Source organism: Rhizobium sp. BR 314 (genome assembly GCF_047445805.1).
GTDB lineage: Bacteria > Pseudomonadota > Alphaproteobacteria > Rhizobiales > Rhizobiaceae > Rhizobium > Rhizobium lusitanum_B.
Genome location: NZ_JARWLA010000040.1, coordinates 1 through 19749 on the forward strand (window position 1 = coordinate 1; position 19749 = coordinate 19749).

At 58.6% G+C, this 19749-nt stretch carries 13 protein-coding genes and 3 pseudogenes; 10 read left to right on the forward strand and 6 right to left on the reverse strand.

Annotated elements, in window-relative coordinates:
- From QD461_RS31110 to QD461_RS31120, 3 genes are all read left to right on the forward strand, one after another.
- Nucleotides 1–3452 (forward strand): hypothetical protein (locus tag QD461_RS31110; RefSeq protein WP_414090985.1); only part of this gene is annotated, 3452 nt, incomplete at its 5' end.
- Nucleotides 3453–3550: 98 nt separating this feature from the next.
- Nucleotides 3551–5758 (forward strand): type I secretion system permease/ATPase, encoded by a 2208-nt coding sequence (locus QD461_RS31115; RefSeq protein ID WP_414091032.1) that lies wholly within the window; start codon nucleotides 3551–3553, stop codon nucleotides 5756–5758.
- The gene (locus QD461_RS31120) at nucleotides 5755–7299 is read left to right on the forward strand and encodes an HlyD family type I secretion periplasmic adaptor subunit (RefSeq protein ID WP_414090986.1); all 1545 of its coding nucleotides are present in this window, start codon (nucleotides 5755–5757) and stop codon (nucleotides 7297–7299) included. Before QD461_RS31115 ends, QD461_RS31120 begins: the two co-directional genes overlap by 4 nt.
- A gap of 268 nt (nucleotides 7300–7567) precedes the next feature.
- On the opposite strand, the gene QD461_RS31125 is transcribed toward QD461_RS31120, so the two are convergent.
- Nucleotides 7568–7891, reverse strand: a complete 324-nt coding sequence (locus QD461_RS31125) for a hypothetical protein (RefSeq protein WP_414090987.1) — start codon at nucleotides 7889–7891, stop codon at nucleotides 7568–7570.
- A 505-nt stretch (nucleotides 7892–8396) separates the two neighbouring features.
- Nucleotides 8397–8492, reverse strand: a pseudogene (locus tag QD461_RS31130) (glycerophosphodiester phosphodiesterase); the annotation flags it as partial.
- 144 nt (nucleotides 8493–8636) lie between these two features.
- Between QD461_RS31130 and QD461_RS31135 the strand changes: the two are divergent.
- From QD461_RS31135 to leuD, 3 genes are read left to right on the forward strand one after another with little or no spacing between them, the layout of a single operon-like run.
- Complete coding sequence (locus tag QD461_RS31135; RefSeq protein WP_414090988.1) at nucleotides 8637–9506, forward strand: isocitrate lyase/PEP mutase family protein; 870 nt, start codon at nucleotides 8637–8639, stop codon at nucleotides 9504–9506.
- Nucleotides 9503–10918 (forward strand): 3-isopropylmalate dehydratase large subunit, encoded by a 1416-nt coding sequence (locus tag QD461_RS31140; RefSeq protein WP_414090989.1) that lies wholly within the window; start codon nucleotides 9503–9505, stop codon nucleotides 10916–10918. The genes QD461_RS31135 and QD461_RS31140 overlap by 4 nt, the downstream gene beginning before the upstream one ends.
- A 1-nt stretch (nucleotide 10919) precedes the next feature.
- Entirely contained in the window at nucleotides 10920–11552 is a 633-nt protein-coding gene (gene leuD / locus QD461_RS31145) for a 3-isopropylmalate dehydratase small subunit (RefSeq protein ID WP_414090990.1), read from the forward strand.
- Here the strand turns inward: leuD and QD461_RS31150 are convergent.
- Nucleotides 11547–12470 carry a LysR family transcriptional regulator gene (locus tag QD461_RS31150; RefSeq protein WP_414090991.1) on the reverse strand — a complete coding sequence of 308 codons (924 nt, stop codon included), beginning with the start codon at nucleotides 12468–12470 and terminating at the stop codon, nucleotides 11547–11549. The two genes, leuD and QD461_RS31150, sit on opposite strands and share 6 nt — an antisense overlap.
- 115 nt (nucleotides 12471–12585) lie before the next feature.
- On the opposite strand from QD461_RS31150, the gene QD461_RS31155 reads away from it, so the two are divergent.
- Entirely contained in the window at nucleotides 12586–13833 is a 1248-nt protein-coding gene (locus QD461_RS31155; protein ID WP_414090992.1) for an MFS transporter, read from the forward strand.
- 247 nt (nucleotides 13834–14080) lie between these two features.
- Here QD461_RS31155 and QD461_RS31160 read toward each other — a convergent pair whose 3' ends face one another.
- Complete coding sequence (locus tag QD461_RS31160; protein WP_210325668.1) at nucleotides 14081–14383, reverse strand: adenylate cyclase; 303 nt, start codon at nucleotides 14381–14383, stop codon at nucleotides 14081–14083.
- Between the two features lie 217 nt (nucleotides 14384–14600).
- On the opposite strand from QD461_RS31160, the pseudogene QD461_RS31165 reads away from it, so the two are divergent.
- Nucleotides 14601–14849: pseudogene (locus QD461_RS31165) on the forward strand (ribbon-helix-helix domain-containing protein); the annotation flags it as partial.
- Between the two features lie 16 nt (nucleotides 14850–14865).
- Nucleotides 14866–15147: pseudogene (locus tag QD461_RS31170) on the forward strand (type II toxin-antitoxin system RelE/ParE family toxin); the annotation flags it as partial.
- Nucleotides 15148–15812: 665 nt separating this feature from the next.
- Here the strand turns inward: QD461_RS31170 and QD461_RS31175 are convergent.
- A complete protein-coding gene (locus QD461_RS31175) occupies nucleotides 15813–16145 on the reverse strand; it encodes a winged helix-turn-helix transcriptional regulator (RefSeq protein ID WP_414090993.1) in 333 nt (110 codons plus the stop codon).
- Between the two features lie 90 nt (nucleotides 16146–16235).
- Here QD461_RS31175 and QD461_RS31180 point away from each other — a divergent pair, with 90 nt between their 5' ends.
- Nucleotides 16236–17093: an SDR family oxidoreductase gene (locus QD461_RS31180; protein WP_414090994.1), complete on the forward strand. Its 858-nt coding sequence runs from the start codon at nucleotides 16236–16238 to the stop codon at nucleotides 17091–17093.
- Between the two features lie 620 nt (nucleotides 17094–17713).
- On the opposite strand, the gene QD461_RS31185 is transcribed toward QD461_RS31180, so the two are convergent.
- A complete protein-coding gene (locus QD461_RS31185; RefSeq protein ID WP_414090995.1) occupies nucleotides 17714–19039 on the reverse strand; it encodes an NtaA/DmoA family FMN-dependent monooxygenase in 1326 nt (441 codons plus the stop codon).
- Nucleotides 19040–19749 lie beyond the last annotated feature (710 nt).

The following is a 19749-nucleotide window of genomic DNA, read 5'->3' on the forward strand; positions in this document are numbered from 1 at the left end:
AGAGCGGTGGCGTCGACACGCTGACGGCGTCCGCTGGAGCGACCACGGTGTTCACGCTATCGCTGACCGAGGCGAGCGGCGCCTACACATTCAAGCTCCTTGCAGCGATCGACAATGAGAGCCCGCAGAACGGCTCGCCGGAGGGGACGTTCTCCTTCGATGTCAGCAATCTGCTGCATGTCACCGATGACGATGGCAGCACGACAGCGGCTGCGGCCAATGCCCTGAAGCTGACCATCATCGACGACCAACCGACGGTGACGGCCAACACCCAGACGGCGACGGTCGACGAAGACGCGCTGGTCGGTGAAGCCACCGGCGAGACCGGCTTTGGTGGCACTGCCACCGGTAATATCTCCAATCTGTTCAATACGGGGGCGGATACACCTGCGACCTATAGCCTGTCCGGCTCGACTTCTGGCCTGCCGGCACTGACCTCGCATGGTGTTGCCGTGACCTATGCGATCACCAGCAGCGGTGGCGTCGAYACGCTGACGGCGTCCGCTGGAGCGACCACGGTGTTCACGCTATCGCTGACCGAGGCGAGCGGCGCCTACACATTCAAGCTCCTTGCAGCGATCGACAATGAGAGCCCGCAGAACGGCTCACCGGAGGGGACCTTCTCCTTCGATGTCAGCAACCTGCTGCATGTCACCGATGATGACGGCAGCACGACGGCGGCTGCCGCCAATGCGCTGAAGCTGACCATCATCGATGATCAGCCGACGGTGACGGCCAATACCCAGACGGCGACGGTCGACGAAGACGCGCTGGTCGGTGAAGCCACCGGCGAGACCGGCTTTGGTGGCACCGCCACCGGTAATATCTCCAACCTGTTCAATACGGGAGCAGACACACCTGCGACCTATAGCCTGTCCGGCTCGACYTCTGGCCTGCCGGCACTGACCTCGCATGGTGTYGCSGTGACCTATGCGATCASCAGCAGCGGYGGCGTCGACACGCTGACGGCGTCCGCTGGAGCGACCACGGTGTTCACGCTATCGCTGACCGAGGCGAGCGGCGCCTACACATTCAAGCTCCTTGCMGCGATCGACAATGAGAGCCCGCAGAACGGCTCACCGGAGGGGACCTTCTCCTTCGATGTCAGCAACCTGCTGCATGTCACCGATGATGACGGCAGCACGACGGCGGCTGCCGCCAATGCGCTGAAGCTGACCATCATCGACGACCAACCGACGGTGACGGCCAACACCCAGACGGCGACGGTCGATGAAGACGCGCTGGTCGGTGAAGCCACCGGCGAGACCGGCTTTGGTGGCACTGCCACCGGTAATGTCTCCAATCTGTTCAATACGGGGGCGGATACACCTGCGACCTATAGCCTGTCCGGCTCGACYTCTGGCCTGCCGGCACTGACCTCGCATGGTGTYGCCGTGACCTATGCGATCACCAGCAGCGGTGGCGTCGATACGCTGACCGCTTCGGCCGGGGCAACGACTGTCTTTACCCTGGCATTGACCGAAGCGAGCGGCGCATACAGCTTCACATTGTCTGCAGCGATCGACAATGAGAGCCCGCAGAATGGCTCGCCGGAGGGGACGTTCTCCTTCGATGTCAGCAACCTGCTGCATGTCACCGATGATGACGGCAGCACGACGGCGGCTGCGGCCAATGCGCTGAAGCTGACCATCATCGACGACCAACCGACATTCGTCGCCAACGCGTCGACGTCCGGAAGCGTGGATGAGGATGGTCTTTCGGCCAATCTCCTCGGCGATGCAGGAAGCGCGACGGCCTCCGGCTCGGTGGCCAGCCTATTCAAAACTGGAGCCGATACGCCGCCCACCTACACCATGTCCACCACCACCTCCGGGCTGCCGGCGCTAACGTCGCATGGGGTGGCGGTGACCTATGCGGTCACCAGCGCTGGCGGCATCGATACGCTGACGGCTAAGGCCGGTGCGACGACGGTGTTCACGCTGGCGCTGACCGAAAGTACCGGTGCGTGGACGTTCACGCTCGATGCGCCCGTCGATCAGGCGCCTGGCGCCAATGATGCAAGCAATGACGTGCTGAACTTCGGCAGCCTCCTCCAGGTGACCGACGATGACGGCAGCAAGGCAACCGCCCCGGCCAACGCGTGGAGCGTCAAGATCATCGACGACGTGCCGGCGAACTTTGTCCCGGAAGCGATCGTCAGCAGCGACAATGTTCAGGACGTCGCCGGCTCTTCCTTCATTGGAGATCTGACGACCGACGCGGCGCTCTCCGGACCCGGAGAACCTGCCGATCCCTATCCGCTGCTCAACATAGAGCAGCACGCGGGCGGCGACGGCTTTGGAGCTTTGACTTTCACCGGCCAGAATGGTTCCTTGCTGATGGGCCAGATCGGAGGTAGTGCAAGCCAGGATCTGCAAGCGAGCGGGCACAACATATACCTGTTCGGCTTCGGAACGGGCCTGTTGACTGCGACCACCGATGCAACCGGCCAGGGGCTACCGGGAGGTGCAAGCGGAACCGCAATCACAGCTGACGAGGTGTTTACAATCACCACCAACCCGGCGAGTGATCAGTACACCTTCAATATGCTTCAGCCGATCGGAAACGGTGCGGAATTGCATTTCTCCGACTTCTCCGACGTTCCGGCCGGCAATTACGCGTGGTTCGCGCTGCCCTTTACCCCGGCACCGAACAGTATACCGCCTGGACCGGTGCAGAACACGCATTCGGTTGTGTTCACTGGGCTGAAGACCGGCGTCGATACGGTAAACCCGAGCAATATTGGCGTTGGCACGGACAAGCAGGCGGTGGCGCCCGGCAAGGCGATCCGGCTCGATTTCGTCGACAACGTCGGCTCGATCAGCGCCAAGACGGCCATGGCAAACTTGACTGCTCTCCACTTCAAAGATCACTACGATGTCACAGAAGCCGGATTCACGATCAGCCAGATCAACCCGACAGGCAAGACGGTTGATGTTCGTCTCGACGCCTACAATGTGCCGACGACGGCAACGACCTTGCAGACGACCGATACTAACCAGCAGAAGATCAATGACATCAAGATCGTGACAGAAGACAGCAATGGCAACATAACCGGCACACTTGCTGACTTCACGTCCAACGGGACTAAAACAATCACCTCTGGTGGCGTCACAGAGACCGTGACGGTCGGCTTCGGACCATCCGGCGACGCCAACGGGGTGGATGTAACCGGTCTAAAGCAAATGCCCGGCGTGTACATCCTCGCCGGCTCTGCCAACGGTTTCGACCGGTTGCTCGCGACCAATATCGGCACCGTTTACAATAACAAGGACACGTTCGATATGGGCGCAGTGTCCGCCCCGATCGTTACAACAGGCTCCAACGTCAATATGGCCTTCAATCTCGCATTGCAGGACTATGATGCGTTCAACAGTGGTCTTAACGGCAACCTGACCGAAGCAGGGACAGGTACTCTGAACGTGACGCTGACGCCGAAGCCGACTGTATGACGGGCGATAGAGGATAGCCTTTGGCCGGCGGCCCCTGCGAAAAGGGCGGCCGGCTCGGCTCCTGAGTTCTAATGTGTGTGGAGGGTGTTGTGGACGAGTTGCTTGTAGAGACCAAACCACCCGCAGCCGAGCCGGAGCTGCCGTCAACATATCGGGCAATCGATGCCGGGCTTGCTGGACTGGCTATGATAGCCGGTTACTACCGCATAGCCGCCGAGCCGGCGCAGCTTAGCCATCAACTCGCACTAACCGGGCGACCTGCCCAGGCGACCGATATCGTCCGGGCTTCCAACATTTTAGGCTTGCGCTCTCGTATCCTGCGCCGCGTCAAAGCCAAGCGCCTCGCCAACATTCCCTATCCTGCGCTGATTGGGCTTAAGGGTGGCGCCTTCGGCGTGCTGGCGGTCGGCTCCGCCAAGGGCATCGTCAGGCTCATCGATCCGGCCGCCCAGATCGGCCAGGAGATGGCGATTGAGGACATTGCAGCTCTGTCCTCCGGCGAGGTCGTGCTCATCACCCGCCGGCTGGGGGGGACGGGCACCAACCCCAAAACCTTTGGCCTCCGCTGGTTCCTGCCATCGATCTGGCGCTACCGGCGATCTCTTGCCCAGGTCATGGTCGCGTCGCTGTTCGTGCAGCTGTTTGCACTCATCACGCCGATCTTCTTTCAGCTCATCGTCGATAAGGCGCTGGTGCATAAGGGCGTGTCGACATTGACGGCGCTGATCGTCGGCATGGTGACGCTCGGTCTTTTCGAAACGATCCTACAGTTCCTGCGCGCCTATACACTGAGCCACACCACGAACCGGATGGATGTCGAACTTGGCCGGCGCCTGTTCTATCATCTCTTCCGTCTGCCGCTGACATATTTCGAGACGCGGGCGGCGGGGCAGACGGTGGCACGCGTGCGTGAGCTCGAGACGATCAGGAATTTCCTGACCGGGCAGGGGCTGACCTCACTCCTCGATCTCATCTTCACGATCGCGTTTTTCGCCGTGATGTTCATCTATTCCGCCAAGCTCACGCTGGTCGTGGCGGGCGCGATCCCCGTGTATATCATCATCGCCGCCCTGATCCGCCCGGTCCTGCGCGAGCAAATCAGCGAACGGTTCAATCGCGGTGCGCGTTCGCAGCAGTTCCTCGTCGAGTCGATCCTCGGAGCGCCAACCCTGAAGGCGGCGAGCGTCGAGCCGATGATGCAGGCGCAATGGGAGGAGCGGCTTGCATCTTACGTCTCCAAGTCCTTCGATGCGGGCATTACCGGCGCGCTTGGCCAGAACTTCATGCAGTATGTGAGTAAGGTGACGACGGCGCTCATCCTGCTGTTTGGCGCCTATGCGGTGATGGATGGCGAGATGACGGTCGGCGAGCTCATCGCCTTCAACATGATCGCTGGCCAGGTCGTCGCGCCAATCCTGCGGCTCTCGCAGCTCTGGCAGGATTTTCAGCAGGTCCAGGTTTCCGTCGCCCGACTTGGCGACATCCTCAATCAAATGCCAGAGCCGACACCACAGAACCTGCTGACTTTGCCGCCGATACAGGGTGCGATTGAGCTGCGAGGGGTATCGCTGCGTTACAGACCCGACGCAGCAGAGGTGCTGCGCAATGTGACGCTGTCGATCGGCGCCGGCGAGGTTATCGGTTTCGTCGGCGCTTCCGGATCCGGCAAATCGACGCTGGTCAAAGTCGTGCAGCGGCTCTATGCGCCGCAGGCAGGACAGGTTCTCATCGATGGCGTCGATATTTCCCAGCTAGATCCCGGCTGGCTGCGTCGTCAGATCGGTGTCGTTCTGCAGGAGAACACCCTGTTTAATCGGTCGATTCACGAGAACATCGCCCTCGCTGACCCGGCAGCACCGCGGGCATTGGTGATCCAGGCGGCAAGGCTTGCCGGTGCGGACGAGTTCATCGCGCAAATGCCACAGGGCTATGACACGATTATCGAGGAGCGCGGTACCAATCTTTCGGGGGGGCAACGTCAGCGCATTGCGATCGCTCGAGCGCTCGTCACCAATCCGCGCATCCTGATTTTCGACGAGGCAACCTCGGCGCTCGACTATGAGAGCGAGCGGATCATCCAGGATAATATGCGCGCGATTGTCCGCGGCCGCACGGTGCTGATCATCGCCCATCGTCTGGCGGCGGTGCGGCCGTGCACGCGCATCGTCGGTTTGAACCGGGGCGAGATCGTCGAGATGGGCAGCCATGATGAGCTCGTCGCGCGCAATGGCGGGCTCTATGCGAGACTGTGGGCGCTGCAGTCTGATCAGGCGCGCAGCCCTGTTTTGGTGAGGGCAGCGGAATGAACGAGCGAACCACACCTCCATCTCCGCGGCCCCTCAGGCCCATCTCCAAGGATGCGGCGGAAATTACCGGCCGCGACCGCGAATTTCTGCCGGCGGCACTCGAGATCTTGGAAACGCCACCGCCGCCGCTCTCTGTTGTGATCATGTTGACGATCTGCGCCTTCTTCGCAGCTGCAATTGTCTGGTCCTTTTACAGTCGTCTCGACGTGCATGCGGTGGCCACGGGTGAGATCGAGACTGCCGGTCGTACGAAGGTGATCCAGCCACTCGATCCAGGCAAAATCGCAGCCATTCATGTCGAGAATGGGCAGCATCTGAAGGCGGGAGACCTGTTGCTGGAGCTCGACCCCGCGGAAGCATCGGCGGAGGAGCAGACACAGCGTGACGCGCTCGATTCAAGCCTTACGGAAATCACGCGCCGGCATTTTGCCGTCAAAACGGCCGAGGCTGCGCTTGAAGCCGCCGCCAAATCGGATGAAGCAAGTGCGCCTGCAGCCATTCTTGCGCCGCTGACGCAAGCCGCCACAGATCCGGAGCCGCAGATTGACTGGGGCGCCGATTTGCCGAAGACATTCCGTTCGCGAGAGTCCTCGGTACTTTCGGCAGACCTCAACCAGCTCATAGGCGCTTTGCAGAGCCTCGATACGCAGATGGCCCAGAAGGATGCGACGCGCCAGCGTCTCGAAATGGGTATCGAGACCCAGAACAGCCTCATCCAAACACTGACTCAGTTGGTCAACCTGCACGAACAAGCAGTCAATCTGGCCGTCGGGACGAAGATCACGCTCTACACCGCCAAGGAGGAACTGGAAAAATCGCAATCTTCGCTTGCCTCCGACAAGGGCGAATTGATCGAGACCAGTGCAGCGCTACGCGAACTCGAAAGCGAGAAAATCAAGACGCTCTCGCAATTTATTGCGGATTACGAGAACAAGACCGCGGACGCCGAGCGCAAGGCCGACGAGGCCAAACAAGCTCTTGTCAAAGCTGGGGTGCGCCTGGCACGCACCAAGCTCTATTCGCCGATCGATGGCGTGGCACAGCAGATCGCGGTGACCACAATTGGCCAGGTCGTAACGACGGGGCAGCAGCTGTTGATCGTAGCGCCGACAGAAGGCGTTCTGCAGATCGAGGCGTTGGTCGCCAATCTCGACATCGGCTTCGTAAAGACTGGCCAAGCCGCGGTGATCAAGGTTGACGCATTCCCCTTCACACAATTTGGCGTGCTGCATGGCACGGTCACTCACATTGCGACTGCTGCCGTCGATGAACAGGAGGCCAAGCGCGCGCTCGCCAATGCACCCGCGGCAGCCAACGCCCCGGGACTAGCTTTGGACAGCCAGCCGGGACAACCAACGAAGTTTGTCTTCCCGGTGACCATTGCTCCTGAGGAACTGGCCATGACCGTCGGCAGTTCAAAGATCCCGCTCACGCCCGGCATGACAGTGACGGTGGAGATCAAGACCGACAATTGGCGCGTCATTGATTACCTGATTTCACCGCTTGCCAAGATCGCTTCCGAAGCGATGAGGGAGAGGTGATGAGACATGGGGCTCGACCCGTCAAAGGCTCTGCATTTTAGCCTGTAAATCAGCATGGGGTCTCGACGCCGATAGGCACAGTGACCTTTTGTCGTCCCAAATACTGGTGGGGCTATTTATCAATGTCGAATCACGACTTTATCTTCAATGAAAGATCTCACACGGCTCGTTGGCATCGCATTTCCCTCTTTCGCTTAAACTCTCGTCCTCGTTCGGCTGGTCCTTTGATGCATCAATGATTGCCACGGCGGATAGTTTGGTGGAAATTTCAGACGACTTGATTGCCGTTGCTTTTCACGCCTCGTGTCGAGCAGTATTCAAGCTCGATCTCAAGCAGCCTCGTTGCCTGGGCAAGTGCATCTTCTGTCTCCGCGAACAGTCGTGATTTATCGCCCATCCTCGCTTCGCTGTAATGCCTTGCACGCAGCAAGACGAGTTCGGCCAGGTCGACGCATTCCGATGTCGGGTGGACGAGGTTGAGGCAATACCGCAAATTGATGGCGACCTCGAGCACGAATTCGTCGACCGAGAAATTCAATACTGCACCAGGCGGAGTGGAGCGTGCCAGAAACCTCCTCCAGTGTTGGGTCATTACGGTACCCCTTCTATCGGTTCGATCGAATGAGCATTCATACGTTACATCCGCTGATTCTGCGGACATTGCTGGTTGCGCGACAATCGCATTTGTCTCGGCAAGCCCCTGGAATGTCGGCAGTCATATCGGCCGGAGGAACTTGCTTTCAATAACGAAATCATGCAATTGGGCTTCGGTCCGTCTCGCTCTCAGACGTTCGTCTGACCAGATGCTGACGAAAGGCCTCGCGCGCGATTGCTGAAGTCCAAGTCTGGCTTCTGGGTAGGTTTCACACGACCTCGACAACCATTTGTCGCGAGAATCCAAAATATGTGCAGACGCGACATCATTTCTCACGGGCGATGTCACGCGCACCGTCGCGCCGTCCTCCTCAAGCTACCTTTGCAGCGAGCATCTCTTTGATGCACTCTTCGTTCAGCGCGTGAAACTGTTGCGTTGGAAAGGTATTGATGAAGGTGCGGATCGTCTCGTGAAGATCACCCCCGATTTCGCTAGGAAGGCTCAAAGTAAGGTCGGGCTGATCCGAAGTCAGGTAACCGATACCGCGCTCGAGCCAGGAGCGGATCAACGCTTCATCGTTCAACGTCCAGACACAGAGACCAACAGCCACGTGCTGCATAAAGTGGAGCTCAGCTATGTAATTAGCAAAACAGATTGAATTCCATCAATCAATCTATTGGACCGAACGTTTCTTGGGCGCCAAACTACAGCCCTAACGCACAAGATAATGGGAGGATAAACAGTGTCGAAGTGCCATATTCTGCACGACCTGATTCAGCAGCGGACAGCCTTGCCGGTTCCGGGCGTCTATGACGCCTTCAGTGCATTGCTGGTCGAACAGGCTGGTTTTGAGGCCTGTCAGGTGAGCGGTTTCGGCGTGGCCGCGGCCGCGCTTGGCCTGCCGGATATCGGCATCCTGTCGATGCGCGATCAGATCAGCGCGGTGCAGGCCATCGCCAATGCAGTTTCCATTCCAGTGATGGCAGACGGCGACACGGGCTTCGGCAATGCGCTCAACACCTATCACACCGTCCGGTTGATGGAGGCAGCGGGTGCCGCTGGCATCAACATCGAAGACCAGACCTTCCCCAAGCGCTGCGGCCATATGAACGACAAATCGGTTATTCCGACCTCCGAGATGGTACAAAAGATCCGCGCTGCCGTTGCAGCACGGAAAGATCCCCACTTCGTGATCAACGCTCGCACTGACGCATTCGCAACCGATGGCCTCGGCGCGGCGATCAAACGCGCGAACATCTATCTCGAAGCAGGTGCAACGCTGGTTTTCGTCGAGGCACCGGGCAGCTATGACGATATAGCGACAATCGTGGCGCAGGTCCGGGGACTGGTCAGCATCAATATGGTTGGGGCGCCAGGCGGTAAAACGCCTTCAGTCAACCTGACGGACCTGCGGCGTTTGGGCGTCGCCCGCGTTTCGTTTCCGGGTCTCACCCTATCCAGCGCCGGAGCAGCCATGCAGCGCGCGCTCGAGGCCCTGATACGGGATGGCGATATTGGACGCATCGCACAAGATGTGATGCCCTTCGACCAGGTGACGGCACTGGTTGGTCTTCCTGGCGAACGGGCGCGTGAACAGGAGTTCGCGGCATGAGGGGGGAGACGCTCTTCGCAAAGATCTGGAAGCGTCATCAGGTGGCTGACCTTCCAGGAGATCGGGCCGCATTGCTGATCGACCGCATGACATTGCATGAACTGAGCGGCGGATACGCCTTGCGCGACATGCGAGCCGCAGGAGAAATGCCGTCCCTTCAGCCGGATCAGGTTTTGGCGGTCGCCGATCACGCGATCAGCACCGCGCCGGATCGTGGGTCGCACGATTCCATTAGCCCTGCGGGTTCGCAAATGATCGCTTCGCTGGAGGAGAGTTGCGCCGCACTCCGCTATCGCTATGTCCGCCCGCAGGAGAAGGCGCATGGCATCGTCCATGTTGCCGCGCCGGAACAAGGGTTTGTCCTTCCCGGAATCACCCTGGTCTGCGGCGACAGTCATACCTGCACGCTCGGCGCGTTCGGAGCCCTGGCTTTCGCCGTCGGCAGCAGCGAAGTGACGACGGTATTGAGGCACAGTGCCCTTATTGTCGAACGCCCCAAGACATTGCGGATCGATCTGACGGGCCACCTGTCGGCGCAGGTTTCGGCCAAAGATGTCGCCCTGCGCCTTCTTGCCCTGCACGGCGTGAAGCTGGCGCTTGGCTATGTGATTGAATTCTCAGGACCCCTCGTTGGTAGCTTGTCCATGGAAGGGCGCATGACGCTCTGCAACATGGCTGCCGAAATGGGAACGCGTTATGCGCTGATCGCACCTGATGAGACGACGTTTGACGCGTTGCGCCGCTCTGTGCCCGCAAGGCCAGAGCAGATCGAAGCGGCAATCTCTCACTGGCGGACTCTGAAATCAGATCATGACGCGGTCTTCGAGCGTGAATTGGCACTCGATGTGTCGAATTTGGTTCCACAAGTCACATGGGGCACCACTCCCATGCACTCGGTAGGCATACCGGACAGCGTACCGGATCCGAGCGAAGCGGGCGATGCCGCCGCCCAAGCCGCTGCGAAACAAGCACTCAACTATATGCGACTTGAGCCGGGGCAGCCTATCAGTTCCGTTCCCATTGACGCAGCCTTTATCGGCTCGTGCACCAATGCCCGCATCAGCGATTTGCGTGCTGCCGCTGCTATCCTGAAGGGTCGCAAGATCTCTCCTGGTATCCGTGCCATGTGCACACCCGGCTCGATGGCCGTGCGGGCCGAGGCCGAGGCCGAAGGGCTCGACCGCATCTTCATCGATGCCGGATTCGAGTGGCGCAAATCAGGTTGTTCGAATTGTGGAGGTCGTGAAGGACCGATCTGGCGGGATCTCCGCGTGATTAGTTCGACAAACCGAAATTTCGAAAACCGCCAGGGGCCCGGCACGCGGACGCATCTGGCCAGCCCCGCAACTGTCGCCGCTTCGGCCGTGACCGGCCGGATCACGGATCCGCGCGCCTTGTTAGGTGACCTGTAGCATGGCTCATCCCTTCCTTCGTCTGAAGGGCATCGCACTGCCGATGCCGCGTGACAACATTGATACCGACGAGCTGATTCCGATCGCTGAGAACACGCGGACCAGCACAAAAGGTTGGGGCGACGGATTATTTGCCGCCAAGCGTTATCTAGACGGACTGGGCCATACGCCGGATCCCTCGTTCATCCTCAACAAGCCGCCCTATTACCGGGCCGAAATCTTGCTGGCGGGTGCCAATCTTGGATGCGGCAGCTCGCGCGAGAGTGCGGTATGGGCCTTGCGCGACTTCGGCATTCGCATTGTCGTTGCCGCCAGCTTCAATGAGACATTCAAACGAAATTGCGTCGTCAATGGTCTGGCACCGCTGATCTTGCCGCGAGACGACATCGAACGCTTGTCGCAGCAGGTGACCGCCGATCCAGCACTCGGCATGTCTGTCGATCTCCTGGATAGCGAACTCTGGATCGGTGGAGCGCGAGAGCAAGCCGGAACGATCCCATTTATCCTCGATCCGTTCTACAGAACCCTGCTGACCACAGGCCAGACAGAAGACGACTTGCTCGGTGGGCTGCGCGGCGCGATTGATCAGCGTCGTACCGAAATCACCAAAAGCCAGCGCTGGCTCGCCTCATGAAGCCTTGGTGCCGGAACCCGGCGCCCTGGTCGCATCGTGCTCAAGGCACAAGGCCACAAAATTCCCGAGGACGGGCGCCGGATCGCCCGCACGCGCCACGACAATGATCTCGGTCAGCAGATCGGGTTCTGCGAGGGGACAGTAGACGACACCGTCACGGCGCACGCCTGACAGGACGGCTGGCACCAGAGCGATGCCGAAACCTGCGGCAGCGAGGTTAATGGCCATCACATATTCAGGCGTTTCCTGCGCGATTTTGGCCGTTGCGCCGAGACGAGCAAAAGCTGTAGCGATGCGCGTCCGCATCGCTCCGGGGCCGGATCGGCCATGCGGCAGGACGAGCGGTTCATCAGTAAGATCGGCCAGCGTGATGGCTTGGCGGGTGGCAAGGGGATGGGTGTCCGGTATGGCGCCGACCAGTCCTTCGCTGAGGAACGGCCAGGATCGCAGTTTTTCAGTCATCGGTGCGGGCGCACGCATGAGTGCGATGTCGATAAGCCGTTCCTCCAACGCGAGGACAAGGTCGTTGGATCGTGCCTGAATAAGACTGAATTCGACACGCGGCCAGCGTTCACGCGCCTCTCTCATGACCAAAGTCAGCCGCGACGCGAAAGAAACAGTTTCCGTCATGCCGATGGCCAGTCGCCCCGTCAAGCCGCGCGCAGCCTCTTGCGCCGCGAAGGTTGCGATCGGAACACGATCGAGAATGGACTGAGCCTCGTGCCAAAAAACAGCCCCGGCTTCAGTCAACTCGATGCCACGACCAACCCGGCGCAATAGAGCGGTTCCGAGTTCATCCTCCAGCGCTTTGATCTGCTGGGTCAGCGCCGATTGCGACACATGAAGCCGCTCGGCTGCCCGGGTCACGTGACCGTCTTCGGCGACGGCACAGAAATAGCGAAGATGACGAAGTTCCATATCGATCTGCATAACTTATCAATTTGGCCAAATCAATCTATTGGACAACGCATTCGCCTGACGAAACACTTGATTGTCAAAAACAGCGCCAAAGCGCGGAACGGGAGGAAGGCTCTTGGAGAAGAAGGCGAAAATCATTGTTGCGCTCTGGTTATTCCAGTTTGTCAATTATCTCGATCGGGTGGCCATAAGCTTCGCTGGCCCGTTCATCATGGCTGATCTTGCTCTGGATCACACCGCGTTCGGCCTGGTGTTGTCGTCGTTTGGCATCGGCTATTTTCTGGCTCAGGTTCCAGGCGGAATGCTCGCCGACCGTTGGGGCGCAAGACCATTGCTCATCATCGCTCCAATTTGCTGGGCCGCCTTCACTGGGGCCACCGGCTTAATGGCAAGCGTGGCCGGCGTGATGACGGCACGTCTCTGCTTTGGCCTCTCGGAAGGAATATCAAATTCGGCCTGCTACAAGCTTATAGGTGATCATTTTGATCCTAGACGTCGTGCACGAACGATCTCTGTCTGGCTGACAGCCTTCGCGGTCGGCCCGGCTGTAGCTGGTCCACTGGTTGGCACAATGATTCATGCATATGGATGGCGCTTCGTGTTCGGCATGCTGGCAGTGCCTGCATTGTTCGCAGCACTTATCAACGCCAGCTTCATTCCTACACGTACGCCATCCCAGGCAGGACCTGCCCAGCATCATTCGAGCCGTAGCTTTGGTCCGGCTTTGCGCCAGCCTGCTCTCTGGGTCATTTCGCTGGCCTATTTTGCGTTCAACATTGGTTATTGGGGGTATCTCGGCTGGATGCCGAGTTACCTCGCTGGCGCTCATCACATTGATGTCAAGGCATTTGGGCTTCTTGGCGGCATTCCCTATGCCTGCGCCTTCGTCGGGTTGCTGCTGAGCGGATGGCTCGCAGCGGGACCATGCCACCGCCATCGACCGCAACTGCTGCTAACCTGCCATTTGGCCACGGCTCTCGCGCTCTACCTGACCTATCAGGCCGAAACGTTGCCGATGGCACTGATCGGTCTGTCCGGCGCTGCTTTTTTTCTCTATGGCGGCTTGAGCCCATTTGGCGCAATTGTTCTGGATCTTGCTCCCGCCGCGTGTCGCGCGGCCTATTCTGGCGTGGTCAACACTGCAGGCCAGATCGGTGGCGCGGTGGCCCCCTTTGCTGTGGGGTTCTTGGTCGATGTCACGGGCAGTTTTGCGGCAGGCTTCGCCTTCATGGTTTGTGGCCTTGTCGTGGCCGCAGCGTGCCTCGCCGTCATCACGCGGATGCCGACTGCGTCGAAAGGCGAAGTACCTCCAGTGCTGCCTCATGAGACCGGTAACTATGCTAGAGTGGATACGAATTACTAGTGCCGGTTGGGCAATCACCTTGCCGAAAATTTACCGGCTTTGGTTAGATTCGCGCTGGTTCTCATTCTGATGGATCGCCTGTCGGATGATTTAGGTGCATTCTTGACGTTTGGGCATAAGGCCGAAATTGGAGGTGATCCGGACTGGTGTATTGAACGGCGAGAGGCTGCTGCTGCTGCGACCTCCAATTTGAGGTCGCAGCGTATCAATGAGGTACGGATCGCTCTGCTATGCGCGATTTCGTCACTTAATGATTATGGGACTGCTGGAAGCCGGCCACATCATACTGAGATACGCTCTTCGGATTCGTGGAGTTCTGCGGCGCGTTGCCGGCGTAGTGTGTTCCCGCGTTCCCATCTGGGTTGAAGGCCGAACCCGGGGCAGTGCTGGCGTGGCCCGGCGTGGCACTTCCGGTTTGAGTGGTGCCAATCGTTTGACTGGGCTGACCCGTCGTCCCTGTTACGGTGTGGACGTTGCCGGCCAAAGCCAAGCCGGTGGAACCTATGAGCAAGGATAGGCCAAGCATTGTCGGCGTGACGAGATGTTTCATGGTGTTTTCTCCTAAAAACATTTAGGCTGCGAGGAGTGAACACTTCGGCCCGCGATTTATTCGCTAGCGTTTTCATTCTTTCACCCTCTGCATAACCGGCTCAGTTCCGCGTGGAACCAACAGATGGCGCCTAGCCGAACTGCGCGCCTGACTCGCAGTGATCTATTTGGCAAACTTTGCCAACATTGATTAACCTGCTCACACTGCGGAGGCTCGAATGGCAACGATGAATGCATCTCTTGCCGGCGCTGTGAAAGATTGGGTCGAGGCGCAAGCAAAGACTGGGCGGTATTCGAATGCTGGTGATTATGGCCGCGACTTGATTCGTAGGGACCAAGCTCGCAGCGATAAGATTGCCGCCATGCATCGTTTTGTTGATGTCGGTCTCAAAAGCGGCGTCGGTAGCCGATCGAAGAATGAACTGTTCGCTGCGGCTGTCGCGCGCGGAGAGACAACGCGCGGCAATCGCCAATGCATTTTAGCTTTCAGTCGAAACGGAAGAGGATATCATTGCGATCGCCGAACTAGGTGTGCGCATGTTCGAAACCACCCGGGCTGGACGGTATCATGATGACTTGTTCGCTGTGCTTGATCTGATCGCTGCCAGCCCGCGAATGGCTCGTGATCGAAAAGAGATCTCGCCGCCGGTCAGAATTCACCCTTTCAAAGCCCGTCTTATTGTCTATCGGATTGATGAGGGCAGAACAATTTTCTTGATCCGAATAGGCCATGGACATGCAGACTGGGTCTGCGGTTCCGTTTAGGCCTTGCTGAGCGGACGAATAATCATCGTTGTATCAGAGGCCTAAAAGCGGGGCCGTGACGTGTGTCAGACTATTTGCCATTATTTAAATCGCTGTACCCTATGAGATTTAATTGCGCGGCCCGCAGTGCTAATCTCATCAAGAGCTAAACCTTTGTGCAATCCGGCTACAGGCAACTAGCAATTTCATCGGCTAGGCCAGGTCTCTTGAAGTGTTGCTCCTCGTCAGAACTGCCGGACTGGCTGCGTTGGTCAAGGCATATACCCAGCGATCGAGCGTAGTAGATTGCACGGTACGACTAAGCTGTTGCTGATAGTGACTGGCTCTGGCGCTCAAATACAAGAAGGTGTCGGCCTCTGGCATTTTTGTCCCGCCCTGGACCAACTTCGAAAGCACCGAACTGTATCGCAAGGGAAGCCAAGGGGAATCCCTCAAGCTCGTTAGAATGGGGCTCGAGAGATGTGATGACGGGGTCAGCGAGTGATATCAAGACGCTCGATGTGGTCATCGGCAATCCCATATTTGGACTCGCTGTGCGAATACCGGCAACGTTTGGCGGGACGGCGGAAAGCTGTTTATGGAGCAGCGGCCAATCGGAGTAAGCACTCCGCGGTAGCATGTGTCTGATGCGCTGAAGGACGCCGCAGGATCTATCGTCTTTTCGCTTAACTCGCTGTCAACGCGGCCTCGGGAACAGTAGTGCCCCAATCGTTCATCGCAGAGAGCACATCCTGAAGTGAAGCGCCGAGCGGGGTGAGTTCGTATACTACCCTTGGTGGGATTTCGGCATAGGCCGTACGCTTCACCAGTCCGTGCTGCTCGAACCTGCGCAGACGGTGAGTAAGCGTGTGCGCGCTAATGCCCGTCAAAGCCCCACGCAGCTCGGTAAATCGCTGCGGCCCGCGCAACAGTTCGCGTATGATCAGCGTAGCCCAGGGTCCGTCGAGAAGGATCAAGAACCGCTCGACGCCGCATTGCGGCAGAATTCTCTCGTTCATCGGATTTTCTTCTATTAGTGCATTTGACGTAACCGATGCATAGAATGCACCAATGGACATCCAATTTCCATAGCCAAGAAGGAGAATCTGATGTCTTACGTTATTCACGGCGCCACCGGCGCTCAGGGCGAGCCGCTGTTTGCACGCCTGCTTGCCGCCTGTAAGGCCGTCGTCGGCGCAGTGCGCAATCCCGCGAAGCTAAAAGGTTCGTCGGCCGTTGCCATAGATAATGGGTCGGTTGACACCCTGACTGCTGCCTATCGCGATGCCGATGGCGTTTTCGTTCACCTGCCGCAAGCACCGGAGCCGGTGCGCGTCCAATACGCCCAGAATATCGTTGCTGCCATCGAGGCGGCAAAGCCGAAGCGCGTCGTCGCCTCGACCAGCGGCGTCATCATTGATCAACCCGGCACCGCGCTTCAGGCGCCCGATGACAGCGCCGTCATGATTCTCGTAAACGGTATCCGTCAAAGCAGCGTCTCTCATGCAATCCTTGCACCGCGCCTTTATCTCGAAAACCTGATGTTGCCGGTGGTTTTCGAAGCCATCAAAGCTGAAGGCAGGCTACGCTATCCCATCCGCGCTGATTTTCCCGTCTCTTGGTGCTCGCACCTCGACATCTCAGAGGCGGCCGAGAAGCTACTGGCCGATCATGCAGTGAGCGGCATCGTTGGCGTCGGCCAGTTGCCGGGGGTAAAGGGCGCTGATCTGGCCACCAGCTTTGCAGAGCAATTCAGCACGGCCGTCTCCTTCGAATCGCTGGCGCCCGACGAATTTGGCAAGCTGATCGAGCCGATGTTCGGCCCTGCTGCCGCCAATGTCGTCGGTCTCTACACGGCATTGTGGGAAGCCCCCGCAAATGTCATCGCCGAAGAGACCAGCGCGCAGCGTCTTCTGGGGCTAACGCCACGTAATGTCAGCCAATGGCTCGCAGAAGCCCTGGGCTGATATCGCACCCCCTCCATCCCTGGTTGATGCCAGACGAAGCGCTGGAGCAGCAGATCCGTCGCGGCCCAGCGCCAATTTTCGGATGGGCCGCTAGCTCAGCCTCAGCGATTCCAATGAAAGTCGCTACGATAATTCGATGGCACGGTTCCAAGCTGTGCCGTGAACTGCTGGCGCTTGGATAGCACCGTGGTTGCAACGCCGCGGCGACCTCTGCTGCAAATTCCGAGATTGGCGGTTCTGTTGCAAAAATTCCGCGAGGCTAGGGCGATACGTTGATTTCCGTTGTCGCGCATCCCGCATCTTCAAGATGCCGGACGAGTAAAGCGACCGCTTCCGCCAACGCGCCGATCCGATATCGAAAGCTTGCGCAACAATGCGTGCTTCTCGATGGACATTGCCCGTCAGGTTGAAGATTGCCGCCTGGCCCTTGCCTCAGGTGCGTATGATCTCGAAACCTTCGATTATCGCGTAGGCTGTTTTCTATGCTTGAATCATCTCACTGATTTGATCAATTGTTTCAGCGCTTCACGACAGGCTTCAACGACGTTGTTAAGATATTCGATCTGCCGTTGCGCCATAACCTATTTCAAAATGGATTATCTCAACAGGGTAAGGTTAGATCAGGCGCGTCGGGCGGAACTCAACGCGTTGCCTGCGGCAGGGTAGGCAGGTAGTTCCAGATTCGAGCGAAAGTCATCGCCCACATAGTCGGTGTCGACAATTGCACGCCGCCGCAATTCGGGCAGCAACCCGTTCACCAACAAGTCCTCCTGGTCGGGATTGCCGAAGCCATGCAGAGAAACTACGTCGAGAATTCCGGCCCGGAAGCGCTTTTCGATCGCATCGGCAAGCTGCTCCGGCGTGCCAGCCGCCGACCAATGGCCGGTCTCCTGTGCCTGGATGATGAGTTGCCGCAAGGTTAGCCCCTCTCGCGCATAGCGTCGGAAGACTTCCACGCGTCCGCGCCGTCGGTTGATACTGGTAATTTCGGGCAGCAGAGCCTCCGGCAAAGGCTTGTCGAGCGACAGTTCGGAAAGGTCAAGATCACCGCCAAGCATATCCGCTAATTTCAGGCGCCCTTGCTCGTAGTCAATCTGCTCGTGTCTCTCCTTCAAGCGCCTTGCGACATCCGCATCCGACTCGCCAATGACCGAGTGGAAGGAGTTCATAATCAAAGGCAGTCCCACCGCGCGTCCAAAGCTTGTCGCCCGCCGCCGCAGTTCTGTGGCAAAAGCGATGGCATCCTCCAGTTTGGGTTGCGAGGTGTAAACCACTTCGGCGTATCGCGCGCCGACGGTTACGCCTGCCTCCGACTGTCCTGCCTGGAACTGTACGGGGCGCCCCTGTGGCAACGGCGGCACATTGAGCGGGCCGTCGACCTTGAAGTGCCTACCACGATAGTCGATGGGATGGAATTTCGCGGGGTCGATACCGATTGCGCCGGAAACTCTTCGCTCGGCCGCGTTGCGTTCATTGGCATCATAAAGTGCGTTCACGATTTCGATGAATTCTGCCGCTCGTTCATAACGTTCCTCCGGGCTTGGCAATGTCTCGCCAAAATTCTCTTCGCCGACCGAGGAGGTTACTGCGTTCCAGCCTGCCCGCCCGCCGCTCACATGGTCGAGCGTACCGATCTGGCGGGCCAGATTGTAAGGATAGTGAAACGTCGTGGAGACCGTGGCGACCAGCCCGATGTGAGAGGTAACTTGGCTCAAAGCAGCAAGCGCAACGATCGGTTCCTGAATTCCGGCGGTTCCCGCAAGTCCGGCTGGATCAATCTGGAGCAGGTCTGCAGTGAACAGCCCGGTGATCTTTTCCGCCTCAGCCTTGCGGGCGAGTTCGACAGCACGTGTGATGCCCGCAAGGGAGCTTGTGTCGTTTCCAGCAGCAATGACGCTGCTTGCTCCGGTGAGTGTCTTCAGGCGTCGGGTACGATTGTGGGTCATGGCGAATTTCCTTGGTGGCGGTAAGCGCCAGGCGGAGCCGGTGGTGTGGGCTATGCTTTTCGAGGTATGCGGATGTGGTTTGTGCGTACCGGTAGATCACGGGTTAATACCTCAGGAGAGGGGCCCGCGAGCACTGGGGAGCTGTGATGCTCCGTCACCAGAAGCGCCGGCACCCCAGCTCCTTTGCGCGTTGGGCAATGGTTACGCAGCATCGCAATTCTTTCTCGCGCGCATCAATCGGGCGCTTGTTGAGGAAGCTCGAGCGTAGGACATTTGTTCGCATCCGGCTTAGTGGCGTTATTAATATCTATAATCTGTAGATTTAATTGAATATTGATTCGAGCAATGACCTTTTAATCGTAGATCGCGCAATGAAAGATTATGCTATGTGGCGCCCTCAAGCGCGCATAGCTAGGGTCTTGGAGAGCGACTAGTCAATTGCCGGGAACAGCTTGCGATCGCGATCAGTGTGCCTCGTGGCTCGTTTCAGCCTCCGGCGCTTTCTGCACTCGCTCTGCCTTAAGGTTGAACAGGCAGTTGAGCAACACCCCGGAACTCGGCGATAATTTATGCTAGCGGGCAGTCCGCCGAACCGATAGTGCGACAGCCAGCACAACGCGTAAACCAACCGCCGCGCTGCAGACGCGTTTGCATCTCTTCTGCGATATCGAAGTGGCGCCTGCCTCCGGCCGCCCGTCAAACAACGCACT